The organism is Nostoc sp. (genome assembly GCF_036917935.1).
GTDB lineage: Bacteria > Cyanobacteriota > Cyanobacteriia > Cyanobacteriales > Nostocaceae > Nostoc.
On the sequence record NZ_JBALEL010000063.1, the window covers coordinates 41,923 to 62,305 of the forward strand.

At 43.9% G+C, this 20,383-nt stretch carries 16 protein-coding genes and 1 tRNA gene; 8 read left to right on the top strand and 9 right to left on the bottom strand.

Annotation, left to right across the window (positions count from 1 at the left end; genetic code table 11):
* Positions 1 to 55: 55 nt before the first annotated feature.
* The 4 genes from opcA to fbp all read right to left on the bottom strand — a co-directional run bounded on the left by opcA (position 56) and on the right by fbp (position 5,792).
* The gene (opcA, locus tag V7K62_RS27930; RefSeq protein WP_334870008.1) at positions 56 to 1,426 is read right to left on the bottom strand and encodes a glucose-6-phosphate dehydrogenase assembly protein OpcA; all 1,371 of its coding nucleotides are present in this window, start codon (positions 1,424 to 1,426) and stop codon (positions 56 to 58) included.
* Between the two features lie 176 nt (positions 1,427 to 1,602).
* Complete coding sequence (gene zwf / locus V7K62_RS27935; RefSeq protein ID WP_334869929.1) at positions 1,603 to 3,132, bottom strand: glucose-6-phosphate dehydrogenase; 1,530 nt, start codon at positions 3,130 to 3,132, stop codon at positions 1,603 to 1,605.
* A 142-nt stretch (positions 3,133 to 3,274) separates the two neighbouring features.
* The gene (gene tal / locus V7K62_RS27940) at positions 3,275 to 4,420 is read right to left on the bottom strand and encodes a transaldolase (RefSeq protein WP_334870010.1); all 1,146 of its coding nucleotides are present in this window, start codon (positions 4,418 to 4,420) and stop codon (positions 3,275 to 3,277) included.
* A 322-nt stretch (positions 4,421 to 4,742) separates the two neighbouring features.
* Complete coding sequence (gene fbp / locus V7K62_RS27945; protein WP_334869930.1) at positions 4,743 to 5,792, bottom strand: class 1 fructose-bisphosphatase; 1,050 nt, start codon at positions 5,790 to 5,792, stop codon at positions 4,743 to 4,745.
* A gap of 337 nt (positions 5,793 to 6,129) precedes the next feature.
* Here fbp and V7K62_RS27950 point away from each other — a divergent pair, with 337 nt between their 5' ends.
* From V7K62_RS27950 to hisC, 3 genes are all read left to right on the top strand, one after another.
* Positions 6,130 to 6,834: a Uma2 family endonuclease gene (locus V7K62_RS27950; RefSeq protein ID WP_334869932.1), complete on the top strand. Its 705-nt coding sequence runs from the start codon at positions 6,130 to 6,132 to the stop codon at positions 6,832 to 6,834.
* Positions 6,835 to 7,708: 874 nt separating this feature from the next.
* A tRNA-Val gene (locus V7K62_RS27955) sits at positions 7,709 to 7,780 on the top strand.
* Between the two features lie 230 nt (positions 7,781 to 8,010).
* Positions 8,011 to 9,060 carry a histidinol-phosphate transaminase gene (gene hisC, locus V7K62_RS27960; protein ID WP_334869934.1) on the top strand — a complete coding sequence of 350 codons (1,050 nt, stop codon included), beginning with the start codon at positions 8,011 to 8,013 and terminating at the stop codon, positions 9,058 to 9,060.
* 18 nt (positions 9,061 to 9,078) lie between these two features.
* Here hisC and V7K62_RS27965 read toward each other — a convergent pair whose 3' ends face one another.
* Positions 9,079 to 11,241 carry a caspase family protein gene (locus V7K62_RS27965; RefSeq protein WP_334869936.1) on the bottom strand — a complete coding sequence of 721 codons (2,163 nt, stop codon included), beginning with the start codon at positions 11,239 to 11,241 and terminating at the stop codon, positions 9,079 to 9,081.
* 148 nt (positions 11,242 to 11,389) lie between these two features.
* Entirely contained in the window at positions 11,390 to 12,568 is a 1,179-nt protein-coding gene (gene sat, locus V7K62_RS27970; RefSeq protein WP_334869939.1) for a sulfate adenylyltransferase, read from the bottom strand.
* A gap of 193 nt (positions 12,569 to 12,761) precedes the next feature.
* Here sat and V7K62_RS27975 point away from each other — a divergent pair, with 193 nt between their 5' ends.
* Complete coding sequence (locus tag V7K62_RS27975; RefSeq protein ID WP_334869942.1) at positions 12,762 to 13,391, top strand: Uma2 family endonuclease; 630 nt, start codon at positions 12,762 to 12,764, stop codon at positions 13,389 to 13,391.
* Here V7K62_RS27975 and V7K62_RS27980 read toward each other — a convergent pair.
* From V7K62_RS27980 to V7K62_RS27990, 3 genes are all read right to left on the bottom strand, one after another.
* Positions 13,388 to 13,756 carry a hypothetical protein gene (locus tag V7K62_RS27980; protein WP_334869944.1) on the bottom strand — a complete coding sequence of 123 codons (369 nt, stop codon included), beginning with the start codon at positions 13,754 to 13,756 and terminating at the stop codon, positions 13,388 to 13,390. The two genes, V7K62_RS27975 and V7K62_RS27980, sit on opposite strands and share 4 nt — an antisense overlap.
* A gap of 710 nt (positions 13,757 to 14,466) precedes the next feature.
* Positions 14,467 to 15,522, bottom strand: a complete 1,056-nt coding sequence (gene mnmA / locus V7K62_RS27985; RefSeq protein ID WP_334869946.1) for a tRNA 2-thiouridine(34) synthase MnmA — start codon at positions 15,520 to 15,522, stop codon at positions 14,467 to 14,469.
* Positions 15,485 to 15,643, bottom strand: coding sequence for a hypothetical protein (locus V7K62_RS27990; RefSeq protein WP_334869948.1), 159 nt, complete (start codon positions 15,641 to 15,643; stop codon positions 15,485 to 15,487). The genes mnmA and V7K62_RS27990 overlap by 38 nt, the downstream gene beginning before the upstream one ends.
* 196 nt (positions 15,644 to 15,839) lie before the next feature.
* Between V7K62_RS27990 and V7K62_RS27995 the strand changes: the two genes are divergently transcribed.
* The 4 genes from V7K62_RS27995 (at position 15,840) to V7K62_RS28010 (ending at position 20,376) form a co-directional block, all read left to right on the top strand.
* Positions 15,840 to 16,745 carry a hypothetical protein gene (locus tag V7K62_RS27995; RefSeq protein WP_334869950.1) on the top strand — a complete coding sequence of 302 codons (906 nt, stop codon included), beginning with the start codon at positions 15,840 to 15,842 and terminating at the stop codon, positions 16,743 to 16,745.
* A gap of 91 nt (positions 16,746 to 16,836) precedes the next feature.
* Complete coding sequence (locus V7K62_RS28000) at positions 16,837 to 18,390, top strand: NAD(P)H-hydrate dehydratase (RefSeq protein ID WP_334869952.1); 1,554 nt, start codon at positions 16,837 to 16,839, stop codon at positions 18,388 to 18,390.
* A gap of 70 nt (positions 18,391 to 18,460) precedes the next feature.
* Positions 18,461 to 19,018 carry an REP-associated tyrosine transposase gene (locus V7K62_RS28005; protein WP_334869954.1) on the top strand — a complete coding sequence of 186 codons (558 nt, stop codon included), beginning with the start codon at positions 18,461 to 18,463 and terminating at the stop codon, positions 19,016 to 19,018.
* Positions 19,019 to 19,137: 119 nt separating this feature from the next.
* On the top strand, positions 19,138 to 20,376 hold the full coding sequence (locus V7K62_RS28010) for an RNA-guided endonuclease InsQ/TnpB family protein (protein ID WP_334869956.1): 1,239 nt from the start codon (positions 19,138 to 19,140) through the stop codon (positions 20,374 to 20,376).
* The last annotated feature ends 7 nt before the right edge of the window (positions 20,377 to 20,383 follow it).

Sequence of the window (20,383 nt, forward strand, 5' to 3'; positions counted from 1 at the left end):
AAAAAAATTCCCCCTTTCTGCGTCGGAAAGGGGGGACGTAGGGGTTCGGTCTGAATTAATTCGCCAATTTGAAAATATTCGCTGTCACTCCCAGACTTTCTTCAAAAAGTGACTCGCGGCCCCAGCGTTGTACCTGCTGACTCAGCAATGCTTCCGCCTTTTGTTCCGAAAGTGAAGTTACCTGTTGAAACAGACCAGCAGATTGGGCACCACCGTGGGTTTCCATCCGCATACAACCACCAGTTTCCGAGCAAATTACTGTACCACAGTCTGCCTTCGGATTGGTCGAACTGAGGCGCAAAGCAATCAAGTCGCCAGCAATTTCACCCACATCAGCAAGGGGAACACCCGCTAATTCGGCTTCTACTTGCCGTTGGTCTTGGGCAATAAAGTTAATGCGAGTGATGTCATAATCTCCGGTTTCCTTTTGATAGGAAACTGGCTGCCATTCTAGACGACTTGCCAGCCAACCCAAAAACAATAATGCTTGTGCGGGGTTGCCTTTTTCGTAATCAATAGTTACTCGGTCAACTTCCCGAAGGGCAGCGCGACGGTGAGGTGAGTCGTAAGCTTCAGCTGTCAATTCTTGCCATGCTGAGAGGCGACGCCAGTTGAGGTCAGCCAGGGGTACACCACTTTCCACCAATTCTTGGAGGCGGAGTAAGTCACTTTCTGGCTCGTTAAACCGGCAAGAATCCACAATTACATTGTTGCAGACGGCTGCCAGGCGCTTGAATAGAGGGTTATTTGGGTCTGGTGTTGCTTTCCACCAAAGAAACTTTGGTAAGCCGCCAATCAATAATGCTGGAATCATGCCACCGATGCGTTCCAAGGCAGCAGCAGTACCACTGAGAGTTATGTATTCGCAGCAGATTAGTGTACTTGACGATTGCTTTTGGATGGGGCAATAGGCAGAAACTTGAGCTTTGACCCCTTGATCTTCGCCAGCAATGGGAAATAGCGCGATGATGCGGCAGGGGTTGCGGAGGGCGATTTCATCGGCAATTCTGGGGCTTGGGGCATTTATGCTGGGAAGCTGAACAGAAGCATTATCCCCCGCAGCCCCGTTTCCTTGACGTTTGATGAATTCTTCTCTCAAGATAGCCAGGGTTTGAGGTGTTGCTTTTCCAGTATCTGGCAGTGCATTTTTTATTTGCACTTGCCGCAAGGCAGCTTCCATCTGAGGCCCTAAAATCCCGTCAAGCGGGCCGTTGTAAAATCCCAAAGTGGCCAAAAGATACTGGGTTTCTTCCGGTTCGTAAACCACTAAGGTAAATGTCGTAGCGCGAGTAGCAGCAGGAAGCCCGCCGTCCTCGCCAGTAATGCCGTAGCTTTGCCAAATTTGATGAAGTTCCGCGTCTAATTCGTCAAGCGAAATATCTTTTGGGGCTTGAAGTGAATAAATTGTCGAAGCTTGGGGAGCCATAGGAGATTTTGGATTTTGGATTTTGGATTTTGGATTTTGGATTTTGATTTGAGATTTTGGATTAAGAACTGGTAATTTAGAAATTAGTAATAGGTAATAGTTTTTCATACTCCCTATTACCTATTCCCGATTTCGCCGTCCCCAATCTAAAATCTAAAATCTAAAATCTAAAATTGTTAGAGTCTGCGCCAGCGACGGCCATCCTGGTTAATTAAGAATTCTGCTTCTGCTGGTTCCCAGGTACCGGCTTCATACTGGGGAATAGTATTTGCGTCGGCGGGTGCATCCCAAACGGAAAGGGCTGGATTTACTACCTGCCAGGCTGCTTCTACTTCGTCGGCGCGGGTGAACAATGTTTGATCACCCATCATACAATCAAGGAATAGGCGATCGTAGGCATCGGATGTTGCTTGGATGCCAAAGGAACCATAACTAAAGTCCATGTCAACAGAACGGGTGCGGAATTCTGCCCCCGGCATTTTCACATCAAAACGCAGGGAAATACCTTCATTTGGCTGAATCCGCATCGTCAAAACATTGGCGTTTGTCTGTTGGGCGGCAGATTGGAACATCCGAGACGGAACTTCGCGGAAGTGGATGGAAATCTCACTGACTTTTTTCGGCATCCGCTTCCCGGTACGTAAGTAGAAAGGCACACCTTTCCAGCGCCAGTTATCTACCAAAAACTTCATTGCGACGTAGGTGGGTGTGGTGGAGTTGGGATCAACGCCTGGTTCTGTCCGATACCCTGGGACTGCTTGACCCTTCATCCAGCCAGCACTATACTGACCACGTATTGCTGACCGCGACAGATTGTGAACATCAGCTAAACGAGTAGCTCGGAGTACCTTCACTTTTTCTGTACGAATGCTGTCGGCATCCATTGCGTTGGGTGCTTCCATCGCCGTTAGGCAGTAAAGTTGCATTAAGTGGTTTTGCAACATATCCCGTAGTGCGCCGGCGCTTTCATAGTAACCAGCCCGGTCTTCCACTCCCACGGTTTCTGCCACGGTAATTTGCACGTGGTCAACAAATTGACGATTCCACAATGGTTCAAAAATCGCATTGGCAAAGCGAAACACCAGCAAATTCTGGACTGTTTCTTTACCCAAGTAGTGGTCAATGCGGTATACTTGGTTTTCTTTACAAAATTTCTGTACCACTTGGTTAAGACTCTGGGCAGAAGCCAAGTCGCGACCAAAGGGTTTTTCAACTACTAGACGATGTTTGTAGGGATCTTCTAGCATCCCGGCGCTTCCTAGCTGCTTAATCGCTTCGGGAAAGAATGAGGGGGCAACTGAGAGGTAGAACATGCGATTACCTCGCGTGCCCCGTTTTTCGTCTAATTCACCCAATAAGTTTTTTAGTTTCTGGTAGCCTTCGGGGTTGTCTATATCCCCCGGACTGTAGAACAGACCTTGAGAGAAATCTTGCCAGAGTTCGCCTAAATCGACATCAGCATGTGCTTCTTCCATGCCCTTTTGCATTTGTTCACGGAAGTACTCGTGGCTCCATTCTCGACGTGCCACACCGACAATGGTGGTTTCTGGTGGAATACGCCGTTCTCGCCGCAATTTGTAAAGTGCTGGCACTAGTTTGCGCCAGGTGAGATCACCAGAAGCGCCAAAAATGACTATAATTTGGGGTTCGGGCATCCCTTGTTGTTGCAGACCAACGCGCAAGGGATTTTCTAGCAGACTAACCATAGGAATTTTGGATTTTAGATTTTGGATTTTGGATTGGGTATTGGGGCATTGGAAAGGATTTTAGATTTTAGATTTTGGATTTTAGATTGAAGTCCAATCCAAAATTGCAAACCCAAAATCCAAAATTCCCACTCCCCAGTCCCTACACTGGTGACAATACCTTGATCTTTTCTTCTAAAGAGTTCATCAAGGACTGGAAGGGCTGGATAAACTTGTCAATACCTTCGACTAACAGTTCATCCATTACGGTATCGAGATCGATGTTGATGTCGGGATCTTTGAGGTTTTCGATCAGCGTGTAAGCATTTTCCACATTCGTTTCTAAGCGATCGCTTACGTTACAATGATCGGCACAAGCTTTAATCGTCGCTGGTGGTACGGTGTTGACGGTATCACGGCCAATCAACTCTTCGATATACATCACATCTCTGTAGTTGGGGTCTTTGGTGCTAGTGCTAGCCCAAAGTAGCCGCTGTACTGTGGCCCCTTTTGCTGCCAAGGCTTGCCAACGCTCGCTCTCAATGATTTTCTTGTATTCTTGATATGCAATCTTAGCGTTAGCGATCGCTACTTTCCCTTTAACAGCTAAGAGCTTTGCTTCCAGAGCAATATCATCAACGCCTTTTTTCAACTTAGCATCTATTTTGGCGTCAATGTTGCTATCGATCCGGCTGAGGAAGAAGCTAGCAACTGAAGCAATTCTACTGATGTCTTTACCCTCAGCCACCCGTTTTTCTAAGCCCCGAATATAAGCCCAAGCTGTGTTGACATAGCTTTCTACAGAAAACAGTAGCGTAATATTGACATTTATACCATCAGCGATCGCCTGTTCCACTGCTGGCAAGCCCGGTTCTGTACCGGGAATTTTAATCATCAAATTTTCCCGACCAATTTCTGGGAAATAGCGCCTAGCTTCGGCTATGGTTGCTTCAGTATCTTGGGCAATGGTCGGCGGTACTTCAATACTCACATAACCATCTAGTCTATTCGAGGCTTCATAAACAGGGCGTAAAATATCACAAGCATTACGGATGTCTGCAAAAACTAGGGATTCGTAAATTTTGTCTATCGGTAAGCCAGCCCGAACTCCGGCTTCGATATCGGCATCATATATAACGTTACCAGCGATCGCTTTTTCAAAGATAGCTGGGTTAGAGGTAATCCCAGAGATGCCTTGATTTTCAACCAGGTCTTTGAGTTCGCCTGATTGAATAATGTCACGGGTCAAATTATCTATCCAGATACTTTGACCGTATTGCTTAATTTCTAGTAGATGATTGGTAGCCATAGCTCTAATTTGTTTCACTCCTGTATGGTGAAGTTGGCAAAACCCATCAAATGTTGATGGTGACTTTTGAATTGTGGCGTTGCCAATCACTGATCGCATCGGCCAGCTGAGATAATCTTTAATTGATCTTCAAGAACTGCTACTCTGCATTCCAATCCTAAATCACCATGATTAACTTTTAATTAATGCTAGATGCTAGATGCATCCTTGATACTTTTGTTACCGTCTTCTAGTCCAGCATGGCAAAAATAACTATCCAGTTGAAAAAAGTTCAAAAGTGTAATTTACAAGCTTTTTTTCTCCTGTCTTTTGCTTTTTAACACTAGTGTCCGTTTTGAATAAAAGATTCCACCTTGGCTACATCCTCTTTGCTACCAATAATTAAAGGCGTGCGCTGATGCAGTTTTTTTGGCACCACATCCAAGATATTTACCAGTCCTGTAGTAGCACGACCGCCTGCTTGCTCAATCAAAAATGCCAGAGGAGCGGTTTCGTAAAGTAAGCGCAATTTTCCTTCTGGGTTTTGAATTGTGCCGGGGTAGAGAAACACGCCGCCTTGAACCAAAATTCTATGGATGTCGCTCACCATTGCGCCGCTATAACGAGCGCTGTAGCCTTCTGTGCGATGAACGTAGCGGATGTATTCTCGAATCGATTCTTCCCACTGCCAAAAGTTACCCTCGTTCACGCTGTAAACAGAACCGTGGTTAGGAATGCGGATATTTTCTTCTGTGAGAATAAACTCTCCTAAGCTGGGATCAAGGACAAAGGAATGAACGCCCTTACCTATAGTATAAACCAGCATTGTGCAAGGGCCATACAGGATGTATCCGGCAGCAATTTGCTTACGTCCATTGGTGAGGAGGTCAGTTGCTTTGCGATCGCTATCAGTTCCTTCTTGTTGGCGAATGGCGAAAATGGAACCTAAGCTGAGATTATTATCAGTGTTGGATGAGCCATCAATTGGGTCATACAGCAAAGTGTAGCGGCCAATGGGGCAATTTTCTGGGATGTAGTAGGGATTTTCCATTTCCTCAGAAGCTAGGCGACAGACTAAGCCGCTTTGCTTAAACACTGAGATAAATACATCATTGGCATAGACATCCATCTTTTTGACGGATTCTCCTTGGACATTAACTTCCCCAGTAAATCCGAGAACGCCTTCCATTAAACCGGCGCGACTCATGCGACGAGCAACTAGTTTGCCGGCCAGGGCGATGCGATTCATCAGCGCACTTAAATCTTGTGCATCTGGCGAAAAACTCTGAAGTTGTTGTAAAACGTGACGGGATAAAGTTGTACAATCACGATCTAAAGCTCTGTCTGTAGCTTCGTAGATAGATAAGTCTAAAGATTCTGGCGCTTTATCCATTTTTGTGTTATGCACAGCCACTAGCTGTTAGTTGGGTTTTAGTCAGCGTATGGCAACTTATAGTTGCTGCCTCTATCTTAGAAAGGTAATTTGATAACTTAGATGCGACTTTAGATAAACTAAAGAAATGAATCTTCGGTGGCCCCACGCCCAGAGCAAAGATACGTAGTCGCCTTACCGTAGCTATTGCCAATATTGAGTCAATGATTTACCTAAATCAAATGACTACAGAAAGTAATAAAGGCAACTAAACCATTAAGTATTATGTGCAGCCTGAGCTACCCTGAAGTTATAGAAAAACAGGTTTAGATTTATCATTTGGGATTGAGAACTGCTTATGTTCAACTACAATCCATTAGAATGCTTACCTTCATCAGCAGAATTGCCAGATTCTAATGACATCCCTGTGGATAACGAACTGCAAATATTAATTCCCAACTTATTGTTAGCTATATTAGCTGCTATTTGGCAAGCCCGTGATGATTGGTTTTTTGGGATCAACATGGGAATTTATTATACAGCGAATAAACCTGCGATTGTCCCCGATGGGTTTCTCAGTTTGGGTGTAGAACGTTTTGTTGGAGAAAATGGGCGTTCTAGTTATGTATTTTGGGAAGAAGATGGCATTTCCCCAATCTTATCGTTAGAAATTGTTTCCCAAACTTATAATTTTGAATACGAACAAAAGAAAATAGATTATGCCCAATTAGGCATTTTGTATTATGTCATTTATGCACCAACCCGCTTACGTCGTAAGCGTCAGCGTTTAGAAGTTTATCGCTTAGTTAATGGTGAATATATTTTACAACCAGGCGATAAAATCTGGATGGCAGAAATTGGTTTAGGTATTGGACGTGAACGGGGAACCTACCAAGGAATCACGCGAGAATGGTTGTATTGGTATGACGAAAATGGTAATAGATACTCAACACCAGAAGAAGTAACAGTTCAGCAACAGCAACAACTAGAGCAAACTAAACAACAGCTTCAGGAACTTTTAGCTAGATTACAACAAAAGGGAATCAACCCGAATAATCTCTAAATAAACTGCAAATATCCAAACCTAGATTCTGTTTTGGGAACGCCAAATCAATATCATTATCATTGAAAATGATACCCATCCAGCAATACAATTTGAAGTATTTGGAAGACCTAATAACAGATCAGTTTCTCTTAATGCTCAAGAATTAAGAAACTGTATAGGACTCATATTTGATTTTTGAAATATACGTAGGGTGGTTCTAGAGTAAAAGGAAAAATTAAAAAGTTTAAAAGACTGTATCTTAATAACAGCAATTTAGAAGATTTATATATTGATCCCAGTGGCTTTAAAATTGAAAACTTGAAAGAGATGGCATCACTTTTTAGCTTTATGAGCGACTTTAAACTCATATATAGCGTTTCCCATTCAGATGCGGTACAACATTTATCACGGGGTGTAGGGGCACGGCACTGCCCATTGGTGTCAACTTAAGCTGAAACTCCTTTAAAACCTCGTTTCTAGCCTCTGGCTAGAAATGCTGCTCCTGGCGGCTCTGCCGCCAGCAAGAGAGGCGGAGCCTCAAGGACGAGCATTCCCAGTCGGAGACTCTTAACGAGGCAATCTAAAAGCTAGTCTAGAACTAGCTTTCACGTTAAGTTGACACCAATGGGCACTGCCGTGCCCCTACGGGTGTACCTCACACAAACGAGAAACGCTATAGTAAATACCTTATTTGTAAGCAAACATAAACGTTCCTGCTTGCAAGCAAGGTATTTTATGGCTGAAATTAATTGATGCTTGGATATATATATTGCATAGATAATACGATTTTGGGTATTTCAGCTGATGTTGCTCTACCCACCGCTATTTAATAGAGGTAGTACTGAGCAAGATTACGTCAATCTTAGTAAGTTATGATAATATAAAAATTCTTGGGCGATTAGCACAGTGGTAGCGCACATCCTTCACACGGATGGGGTCACTGGTTCAAATCCAGTATCGCCCACTTATTACAGCAAGACTTTCAGCCAACTAGCTTCAGTCTCTTAACCTGAATTTATGCAAGTTCATGCTAGTTGTGGTCAAGTTGACCACTAAATTTTTGATTTAGTGTGGACTACAGTGCCCATTATTTAATTATGAATTAGTAATTATAAAGTACAGAAACCATGTAGCATCAATATTTTTTGCCTATTACTAGAAGGCATAATTATGAATTATGAATTATGAATTAGCATGACCAACTACTTTCGCTGCAATGTTGATGTAATGGCTAGCTATGTCCCAGGTGAGCAGCCCCAACGCGGTACACAGATCATTAAACTTAATAGCAACGAGAACCCCTATCCTCCTTCCCCTGCGGCATTAACTGTGCTACAGAATATTGATGGTGAGTGGTTGCGACGGTATCCAGAACCTTTCGGGGAGGAGTTCCGGGAAGCTGCAAGTAAAGTTTTAGGAGTTCCTAGTGATTGGATAATTGTCGGAAATGGCAGTGACGAATTGTTGAGTGTGATCATTCGAGCCTGTGCAGAACCTGGGAAGAAGGTAGTTTACCCAATGCCTACTTACGTGCTATATCGCACATTAACAGAAATGCAAGCGGCGGAAATGATTGAGATTCCCTACAGCGACGACTACAGCTTACCCTTGGAACAATTGGTTGCTGTCGATGGGGCTGTGACATTTATTGCGTCGCCTAATAGTCCATCGGGGCATCTGGTAACAACAGATGACTTGCGAAAATTAGCCAGCCAGTTATCTGGAGTTTTAGTGATTGATGAAGCATACATAGATTTTACCGAAGAGAATGCATTGGCTTTGGTTAAGGAATACGAAAACGTCATCGTGATTCGGACACTATCTAAAGGGTACTCGTTGGCAGGATTACGATTGGGCTTTGGGGTGGCGAATCCTAAACTGTTGCAGGGATTGTTTAAGGTTAAAGATAGCTATAACATTGATGCGATCGCTTGTGCAATTGGCACGGCTGCGATCGCTGATCAAGCTTATAAAAATGCTTGTGTAGCAAAGATTAAGGCATCACGGACTAAGTTAGCAACAGACTTGAAACAATTAGGTTTTCATATTTGGGATTCCCAAGCTAACTTTTTGCTGGCACAGCCAAAAAAAGGAAACGCAGAATATCTCTATCAAAAACTGAAGGAACGGGGAATTTTAATCCGCTATTTCAAGCAGCCTGGACTAGATGATAAATTACGCATCACTATTGGTACTGATGAGCAAAATCAGGCTTTAGTAGAGGCACTAACTACAAACCTTTAATTATTCACACCCACGTACTTACACCACCTGAAAACTAAAGCTAAGACTTGCCCAATTATTCACATCCAAGCTATGTGAATCGGCTGGTGTACCGTTCATCTCCGTTTTGAGGGTACTAGCGTTATGTAGGTCTTGTAGCAAGGCTTGTACAACGTCTAAGGAATTCAACAATCGGCCAATTGGCCCTTGTTCGGCTGTGGAATACTTGGCAGTGTTCAAGGCGGCGAGAGTTCCGTTAAAGGTGGCAGTACTAAAAATCAGTTGGTGTTCGCACTCAGAAGCTGGCCCTGAAACCACCCATTCGGAAGCAGTATTAGTTTGGGGTAGGGTAAGGGTTTCACCTGGAGCGATGACGACTTCTTTGAGGAGGGGCTTGGTGTCAACAGTGTTTGGTTCTTGTGGGGTTTCCCAAGAATAGAAGGCGATCGCTGTATGATTATTGTTTAATCCCAGCAAGATTAAATATACTGGGCGATCGCTCTGGTTTTCTACCCGATATTGCATTCGACTACCGATAGGGACAATCGGAGTGGGGAGTGATTTTTTAATCGGAGTTTCAGTTTTGAAATTTCGTACTGTTTCGCGCTGCATGATGACGCGAGGTGATATGTCATTAATTATTTCTAAGGTTATCTTGAGAGCCAAGCGGGAAGAACCTTGATTTTCTGTAAGTCGCCATAACTTGGCTGCTAGCAAGGTTGATAATTTTGGCGCTAACCTTTGCACTGTTAATTTTACTGCTTCTCCTACTTCCCCGGTGGTATTGGGAATTAGTTCGCCACTCAGAGAAAATAGACCATAGCGACTAGGTGTTTGCTGTAATTTGGCAAATAGATAATCAGCTGGTTTTTCCCCTACTACTACGGTGGAGACATGGGAAAATCCAGCAAAGGCACTTGTGGCGTCTACCCGCTCAATTCTTTCCAATCCAGTATCCAAAGCAATTATTAAATGGATATTTCGGGATAAAACCCGGACTGCTTCTTGGACAAATTGCCCGACTTGTAGGGAATTTGCACCTTCAATTTGGGAAATTTGGGCTTTTGCTGTTAACCCAGTCCGCGATCGCAATACTAATTGCTCTGTTGTTGCTAGGCTAAATCGAGAATTCACTCCGTAGTATAGCAGCACTTGTGGAGGTAATCCTGCCAACCACAGATGGACTGTTTTGCCGTCTTCTTCAATAGCACTCACTACGCCTTCTGCACCAATCATACCATCGACATCATCTGGAAAACCTAACCTCCCAGCCCCCTTTCCTACTAGCGTTGGGGGAGAATTCAAAGCCTCTCTCCTCTGAGGAGAGAGGTTTTCCATATCCCCTGGCTGCTGTTTACTACCCAATTTGGATAGAGAATTTTCCACATCGGAGAGGGCGACTTGAATTGTGGTGGCTGGGGTAAATTCCCACAAATACTGTGTCAAGGCGTAGGTAAATAACCCAGCACTAAAACCAGAAAATAGTCCTTCCCTTGCCGGCTGCTTTGGTTCTGAGGTAGCTGCTAAAACAATCGCACTGCTGGATACCTTCTGAGTTTTAAGTTGTTGAAGAAAGTCGAGTTCCTCTGCTGCTAACTTTGCCTCTACTGACTCCTGAAGGGCGCGAATTTTTAATCCTAAGACTGGGCTGGGCGCATAATAGCTAGTATCTAATACTGCTGTTACTCGGTCTGTAGGGAGCGATCGCAATAATCGCAGTAGAGTTTCTTCTAATATATAGTTGACTATTTTACCATCTTGTGAATCACGACTAATATTAGCTGACACTAGAGCATTTTGCATTGTATCTGGTGATGTCTCCAATTTGACACGGCTTCCATAACCGCTAAAGTGGAAGACGACCACATCACCGGGTTTAGCTTGCTTGCCCAGGTGATCCAAAAAAGCCGCCTCAATGAATTCCCTGCTAGCTTGTTCCTCAGTTAAGGTTAGGATATCTGACCCTTGGAAACCAAAGCGATGAATCAAAAGTTCTCTTTGTAGTTCGACATCCGTCAGACAACCACTGAGTGCTGAAAATTTTGGGTATTGGTTAATACCTACTAACAAGGCCAACTTACGCGGACTAGGTTGTGCCAAAGCCTGATAATAGCGATTTCCCAAAGACAACCACTCAGCTTCAGTTACCCCCAATACCGCGAGTATTGAGCCAATTCTCTGTAAAAACGTGCGCCGTCTCATAATTAGCTATCAGCCCTCAGCTATCAGTTAGCAGCTTACAGGGCTGAACTCTGTATTGTAAAGTTACAGTTTATGCTGTTTGCTTGTTGATCAAAGTATAAAGAGTGAGGCAGCAGGAAAGAATAATTAATAACCAATGCCCAATACCCTAAGCCGGCACTTCTATCCGCATTGCCCGCGCCAACTCAGCCGCCACCTCTGGACGGGAAAATTCTGGTGGAGGTAATTCACCGCGCCGCAGCATTTCCCTGACTTTTGTCCCTGATAGGTGAATGCGTTCTTCTGGCTTACTAGGACTAGTTTTAGATGTTGCCATCTGCTTAGTACGCGTGCAGTAGAAAGCGTGTTCAAATTTCATCGGCACAATGCCTAATTCACTTGGCGCAAATTCATCAAATATATACTGAGCATCGTAAGTGCCATAATAGTCACCAACGCCAGCATGATCTCGTCCGACGATAAAGTGAGTACAGCCGTAGTTTTTGCGGACTAAAGCATGGAATATGGCCTCACGAGGCCCAGCATAGCGCATTGCGGCTGGATTGATTGCCAAAGTTACCCTGTCTAAGGGGTAGTAGTGTTCCAGCAAAATTTCATAACAGCGCATCCGCACGTCGGCGGCAATATCGTCTTCTTTTGTCGCCCCGACTAAAGGGTGCAAAAATAGACCATCAACGATTTCTAAAGCGCACTTTTGAATATATTCGTGGGCGCGGTGGATGGGGTTGCGAGTTTGAAAGCCAACGATGGTTTTCCAACCCTTGTCTTTAAATAGTTGCCGTGAGGCGGCGGGATCAATTTGGTAAGTGGGAAACTGGGGATGAGGTTCGCGTTGCAACAGCCAAATATCACCCGCCAGATGTACAGTCCCTTGGTTATAGAGTACCTGTACGCCGGGATGATTGACATCATCGGTGCGGTAGACTTTTATTGCTTCGCGGGTTTTGTCGTAGTGATATTTTTGGGTGAGTTGCAAAACTGCGATAAATTCGCCTCTGGAGTTATCCAGACGGATTAAACTGCCTTCTTGCAACGGCGAAGCTACTTCTTCACTGACCGATAGTGTAATCGGGATTGACCACACAAGACCATTAGCTAATCGCATTTCTGTAACAGTGCGATCGTAGTCTTCCTGGTTCATAAAACCCGTCAGGGGACTAAAAGCACCGATCGCAATCATTTCTACATCAGAAACGGCGCGATCGTCAAGTTCCACTCGCGGCAAAAAGTCAGCTTTTGAGAGAAACTCTGCTCTTTGTTCTGGTGTGGCGATACGGTTAACCAACTGTCCACCGTGGGGGGCTATGGCATCTGGATTGTGACTCAACGTAATCCCCTCTTTGTATTAACTGTTATTGTTTCAGATTATGTACTAACTTATCAAATGCTGGTACTGAGAAAAAAAGAGTTTGAGGAATGGAGGAAAATTTTGCAACTAGCCTCTGGGCAATCTGATTAGGTTAGGCTAAAGCTAATCCAGCCTCAAGTTTCAGAATAGTTCCTTTGTAAGGAAAATGCTTATGACTGCTGTATCCCCCGTTGTTAAACCTGTTAGCCAAATGCGGTTAACACCTGGTAGTACAGTGAATATCCAGGATATCAGTTGGGAGGAATTTGAGTCTATTTTGCAGGAATTGGGGGAAAAGCGATCGCTACGAGTTGCTTACAGCAAGTCTACGTTAGAAATTATGGTTCCTCTACCCGAACACGAAAAATCAAAGGACTTAATTTCGGATATTGTCAAAATCTTACTGAAGATCGCCGGGAAAAGTTATGAACCCTTCGGTTCAACCACCTGCAAGCGGGAAAATACAGCAGGGGTAGAACCAGATGCTTGCTTCTACATCCAGAATTACCAAAGAATGATTGGTCGTCGCAAACTAGAACGAGATGATCCGCCTCCTGATTTGGCAATTGAAACAGATGTGACATCAAAAACAACACTTGATGCATACGTTGCGATCGCAGTTCCAGAACTATGGATTTACGATAGTAAAAAGCTGAGGATTTATTTACTCAGGGATGGACATTACATCGAATCAGATAACAGTCCTAACTTTCCAAATATCCCTCTAACTCAAATTATTGCCGCTACAGTTGAAAGAGCTTGGCAAGTTGGAACCGTACAAGCTTTGAAAGAGTTTTTTTAGTCACTCTGAAACTGTAAATATTCCAACAGCAGTAACCGCAAGTAATCTAGCGTTCTAATATAACTCTTTATCTGTTCATAACTGTTATTACTGGCAAAATAAAAACTCGCAGTTTGAGGTACATTTAAAACTCGCATAGCTTGTAATTGCTCAATTACATGGTCTTTATTTACAATTCGACCTGTGGATTGAAATTGACTAGCATAACCTCTGAGATTTACTGTTAAAAGTTCAAGTTCTTCTAACAGAGAAAACTCTTCGTCTTCGGGTGGAAACTGAATAGCAATTTCTTGTCGTTCGGTGCGAGTACTTTGATATGCGTTAGTCAACTGTGTTAACAATTGAACAATATTTTTCTTAGTCAATTATTGCTCATTTAAAATTGCTTTAGTCATCATTTACTCCATAAGTTACTATCTTTTCAGTGCCATATTGGTCAGGTCTGACAATCAGATATTCATTGCTTTTACGATATACAGCCGAACTATCGCCACGATATCGAATTTTGGGAACTCGAATTGCTCCTTTTTTATTAAAGTTATGAGCTTTGCGTAGATACTTTAAGGGTTAAATTCCTTTTCTATTAGCATGGTCTAAGAGGTTGTTTGAAAAGTCCTCTTGTCGGTATCAAAATATTTTAGATCCCCCTAAATCCCCCGATAAAAAGGGGGACTTTCACTCCGGTTCCTCCCTTTTTAAGGGGGGTTAGGGGGGATCAAAGTGCCTAAAATCACAGCCAAATACTTTTCAAACATCCTCTAAGATACTTTGGGCAACACTCGTATAAGTAGCAGCATCCGACTCATATCATGTCCGGCTGATTAGTTGTCATTGCGAACGTTCCACTTCGTTGCACTCGCAACGACTATCGTAAGTTATTAAGCGGACATGATATCACTTATGTATTGTTGAATCTCTGCCGCCTCTGCTGAAGTATAGCTTTCTAATAACTGTATCAAAAACTGGTCAGATATAGATTCTTCCGGCATATATCCAATTTAAAAATAAAAATACCCCTCCTTACAAGCGAGGAAGGGTGGTTTTGGTTTATGCCAAAACAGGGTAAGAGTTATTTTCAACTAAATTGCTCAATTATTCCGCCACCTAACACTTTCTCGCCGTCGTACCACACCGCCGCTTGTCCGGGGGTGATGCTGATTTGGGGTTCATCAAACACCAAACGCACACGGGAGTTTTCCAACGGAATCACCGTCACGGGTGTAGCGGTTGAACGATAGCGAATTTGCACTTCGGCATGAATTGGGGTGGATGGTTCAGCAATAGAAACCCAATTTACCCGATTTACAGTGCATTCTGGTTGAGTTACCTTAGTGCGATCGCCTACTACTACTTTATTATTTTCCGCATCTAATTCAATCACATACAACGGTTCAGCAGCAGCAATCCCCAAGCCTTTGCGCTGGCCAATGGTGTAGTGATGGACACCATCGTGTTGTCCCAAAACTTTGCCTGTGATATCTACAATATCGCCTATTTTGGGAGCTAAATATTTATCCAGAAATGCCCGCATGGAACCGTTACTTTCCACTAAGCACAAGTCTTGACTTTCTGGCTTATCAGCAGTTTTTAGTCCGTATTCAGTCGCAATCCGGCGCGTATCAGTTTTTTCTAGTTCGCCCAAAGGGAATATAGTTGCTGCAAGTAAATCTTGAGACAAATCATAGAGGAAGTATGACTGGTCTTTGTTGCGGTCAACAGCCCTTAATAATTGGTAACGTCCAGTTGCTTCGTCATAGCTAATTCGGGCATAATGACCAGTGGCAATGCGATCGCATCCCAATTCTTCACGAGCATAATGCACCATTGGCCCAAACTTCACCGTTTTATTGCACTGGGAGCAAGGCAAAGGCGTGATCCCAGCACTGTAACCAGTTACCAGGTAATCGACAATTTGCGTCTGAAACAGATCCCGAATATCTACAATCTGATGGGGAACGCCCAATTGTTCACAGAGATCAGCCGCGTCAACCATACCTTCAGAGCAACATTGACCTTTGCCTTTCATTAGCCAAAGAGTCAAACCAATCACTTCATAGCCCTGATGGTGCAGGATAGCTGCGGCGGTGGAACTGTCAACGCCACCAGAAAGACCAACGACGACTTTTTTCATACAAAGCACGACAAGCTGCGTGGTTGTCCAATTGTAGCACACACTCTTTCATTGCCTTGCTACCAAAGCGCTTCAGTTTTAAAGTCACTGAATTAGCGTCGGCGTAGCCCATCGTAGACATCGCTATTCACTCTTTCATCTAAGATTAATTACAGATGTATTTTTTGCCACGCAGATGAGCTAACTTTACGTTAACGCTATATAGTTGCTACAACGGTGAACTAAATTAGTTCCTGATGGAAATTATCTAAAAATACTGTGACTACTTTCTAACTATTATGTCGAGAGGAATATCAAGTAAATTTATCCCATTTCAGATGCTGCGCCGAAGTTCTCAGGGTTGGAAGCCCACTATTAGACTTCTCTTTTTGTTAGTGGGAGGATGGTTAGTACTGATTCCCGACTCTACCGCAGCCCAAGCACAAATCTCCAATAGCAACGTGCTACTGGCTCAAGAAACTGGTGAAAGTTTACCGCCACCGCCAATTCCCTTTGGTCAACAGTCATCACCGCAGTTACAACCGGCTCAAGCAGAGGATTTCAATCAACCGGAAGTGAACTTTCAGCCCTCTCAACCAGTACAAGACAATCAATCTGAGCAGAATTTTCAGCCCTCTCAACCATTACAGAACAATCAATCTGAGCAGAATTTTCAGCCCTCTCAACCCGCACAGTTTAGTCAATATAACCAGAACTTTGAGCGCTATTTAGTTTATGTTGATGGTAGTGATTTCCAGACACTACAAGCAATACGTCAGATTGAACCCAGTGCTTACATTCGTCAGTACCAAGGACGAAATGTAATTCAGTCAGGAGTTTTTAACAGAGTATCTAACGCCCAACAACGGGTGAGTGAGCTACAGTCGCGAGGCATATATAGCGCTCGGATTATCAGCTTCGCTAACGGACAGGAAATAAATCCAGGCAATAGAGATTTTGTAGGCGATCGCAGTAATATAAATGCTAATAGGCCAGTCTCTAGATATTATGTCGCCATTCCCGCCACTTCCGAACAGTTACCTGCGATCGCAGCACAAATTAGGCAGAATCTAGGCCGATTTAGTCAAGATTTAGGACGATCTGGCGGAGTTCTCGAAAGGACTCAACCACGAGGCCCACACGTAGCAGTAGGGCCTTTCCCCGATCGATTCCAAGCTGAGGAATGGAATAAGTATCTGCGAAATATGGGATACGGTAATGCTAGGGTTTACTACGGGAAGTGAATAAGTAGGGACTGGGGATTGGGGACTGGGGAGTAAAATTAAACTCATAACTCAGCACGGGCTAAACGCCCCGCTATCGCTAACAGCACTGATGGAAGATAGGCAAGAACAAATTTCACAAGTGGTAGTTACTGCCCAGCAGATGCGCGATATTGAAAAGCGGATCTTTGCAGCGGGAATGCCTGTAGTTGCTTTGATGGAAAAGGTGGCGGGATTAATTGCCCGTCGCATTCCAGAGATTCCTTCAAACACTCCCTTTTTAAGGGGTTCTCGTGTGGGAATTCTTGTCGGCCCCGGTCATAATGGCGGTGATGCTTTAGTAGTAGCCCGTGAATTATACTTTCGCGGGTATGAGATTTGGATTTATTCTCCTTTCTCTAAGCTCAAAGAATTAACTTCACAGCACTTGCAATATGCCCAGAGTTTGGGCATTCCAATTTATCAAACAATTGAGCAACTGCCAGATTCTGATTTATTGATTGATGGGTTGTTTGGGCTTGGTTTAGAAAGAAACCTAACTGATCCCATCGCCTCTGCAATTAATCAATTAAATGAATTGTCTGTGCCGATTTATAGTATCGATTTACCTTCAGGTTTACACACCGATACTGGCGTTGTATTGGGTACTGCCATTCGCGCCACTCACACTTTTTGCTTGGGTTTATGGAAACTAGCTTTCTTCCAAGATCAAGCGCTGGAATATCTCGGTAAAGCTGAGTTAATCAATTTTGATATTCCTTTAGCTGATGTAGAAGCTGTTCTCAAAGATGCCCCCATAATTAAACGTATTACACCAGCAAAGGCACTTGCTATTTTACCTTTACCCCGTCTAGCAGTTACTCACAAATATAAGCAAGGACATTTACTGCTGATTTGCGGTTCGCGGCGCTATGCAGGTGGAGCAATTTTAACTGGTTTGGGTGCTAGGGCTAGTGGTGTGGGGATGCTTTCGATTGCCGTCCCCGAATCCCTGAAATCTCTTTTGGTGTCACACTTGCCAGAAGCGCTAATTGTTGGTTGTCCAGAGACGGAAAGTGGAGCGATCGCTCACCTACAATTACCAGAAAAAACCGATCTGAGTTCCTTTAGTGCGATCGCTTGTGGCCCCGGTTTAACACGAGATGCTACGCCCATTGTCCAAGAAGTGATCGAAAGCGATCGCCCTCTGATTCTCGATGCCGATGGTTTAAATATCTTGGCACAAATGGGAGCGATCGCCACGTTAAAAAAACGCCAAGCAGTAACCGTACTCACACCCCACACTGGCGAATTTGAGCGATTGTTTCCTGATGTCGCCGATGCCAAACATGACAGAGTGAAAGCAGTACAGTCAGCAGCCGGACAAAGTGGAGCGGTAGTGTTGTTGAAAGGGGCGAGAACTGCGATCGCAAACCCTCAAGGTGGCGTTTGGATCATTCCTGAAAGCACACCTGCCTTAGCCCGTGGCGGTAGCGGTGACGTGTTAACTGGGCTACTAGGCGGACTGTTGGCGCAAGCAGCAACTAAACAGATTCCCATAGAAGATATAGTGGCAACTGCCGCTTGGTGGCATTCACAAGCCGGTATTTTAGCAGCCCAAGAGCGTACCGAATTAGGTGTAGATGCGTTTACATTGACACAATATTTGACAAAAGCTCTAACTTAGTTATTTCCCTCGTTCCCAGTCTCCGACTGGGAATGCCATCCTAGAGGCTCCGCCTCTATAAATATAAATCATGGGACGCAGTCGCTACCACGTACTAGGAACCCAGCCACACTTCCTCACCTGCACAGTTATAAATTGGATACCACTATTCGGCAAAGTTGAATTTACACAAATTATTTTAGATTCCCTGAATTTTCTGCAATGTCAGCAGCGTTTAACCTTGTACGGTTACGTAATTATGGAAAATCATCTCCATATAATCGCCTCAGCCGCCAGTTTATCTAAAGAAATAGGAAATTTTAAATCATTTACGGCTCGTTGTATTATTGACTTACTTGAGAAAAATAATTCCAACTACATACTTAACCAGCTTGAGCTTTACAAATTAAAACATAAGACAAAACAAGAATATCAACTTTGGCAAGAAGGTTTCCATCCGCAGGCGATTTTGGATGAGGAAATGTTTAAACAAAAGTTAGATTATATTCACAACAATCCAGTCAGGCGTGGTTATGTGGATGATCCGGTACATTGGCGGTATTCTAGTTGCCGCAATTACATGGGGGAGCTAGGTTTATCGAGTCGCTGTAAGACCCCCGCCTCAACGTCTCGTAGGCGGGGGATGTAAAGCGGTTAAAAACTTAGCACTATGCAGATTGATATTGAGCGTGAGCGAAATAGAATCTGCATAGTAGCTAAGTTTTTAACAATCATGATATATTGTTTATGTACCAAATATAGACATAAGTGATAGTATTTGAGGCTAAACTGGAAGGACAAAACGAGCAGTATCGAGCGCTTGACGAAGCGATTAGAACTGCTCGTTTTGTGCGTAATAGTTGCCTTAGATACTGGATGGATAGCAAGGGTATTGGACGCTATGACCTGAATAAATTTTGCGCTGTGCTTGCAGCCAGCATTGAGTTTCCTTGGGTATCGAAACTTAACTCAATGGCAAGACAAGCCAGTGCTGAAAGAGCGTGGTCTGCCATTGCCAGGTTTTTTGATAACTGCAAAAAAGGCAAGCAAGGATTGAAAGGTTATCCACGCTTTAAGAAAGAGCAAACACATGGTTCTGTTGAATATAAAACCTGTGGATGGAAACTTTCACCGGACCGGAGATACATCACTTTCACCGATGGATTTGAAGCGGGAAGCTTCAAACTTTGGGGAACCCGTGACTTGCACTTCTACCAACTCAAACAGTTTAAAAGAGTGCGAGTTGTGCGTCGTGCTGATGGGTATTATGGTCAGTTTTGCATTGACCAAGAACGACGAGAATTGCATGAACCAACGGGTAAAACCATTGGTATTGATGTGGGCTTGAACCATTTCTACACCGATAGTAACGGTGAAACAGTCGCGAATCCTAGACATCTAAGGCAAAGCGAGAAGTCTTTGAAGCGATTGCAACGCCGGATGTCCAAGACTAAAAAGGGTTCTCAAAACAGATTTAAGTTTAGAAATAAACTTGCGCGTAAGCACCTCAAAGTAAGTCGCCAACGTAAAGATTTTGCCGTGAAGACAGCAAGGTACGTGGTGAGGTCTAACGACCTCGTGGCATACGAGGATTTGATGGTGCGGAACATGGTCAAGAATCATCGCTTGGCTAAATCGATACATGAAGCGTCGTGGTCTTTGTTCCGTGAATGGGTTGAGTATTTTGGTAAAGTGTTTGGCGTGGTGACAGTTGCCGTGCCTCCCCACTTCACCTCACAGAATTGCTCAAATTGTGGTGAAGTAGTTAAGAAAACTCTTAGTACTAGAACCCATCTATGCCCTCATTGCGGACATATTCAAGACCGTGATTGGAATGCAGCACGTAATATATTACAAAAAGGTCTGAGTACGGTGGGTCACACCGGAACCAACGTCTCTGGAGAGACTGATCAAGGCTTGAATGAGGAAACTCCTTTAAGCAAATCAACTCGTAGAAAGAGAAAACCCAAAGAGCGATCTTTGGAATCCCCACCCTCTACGCAGTAGGGTGGGG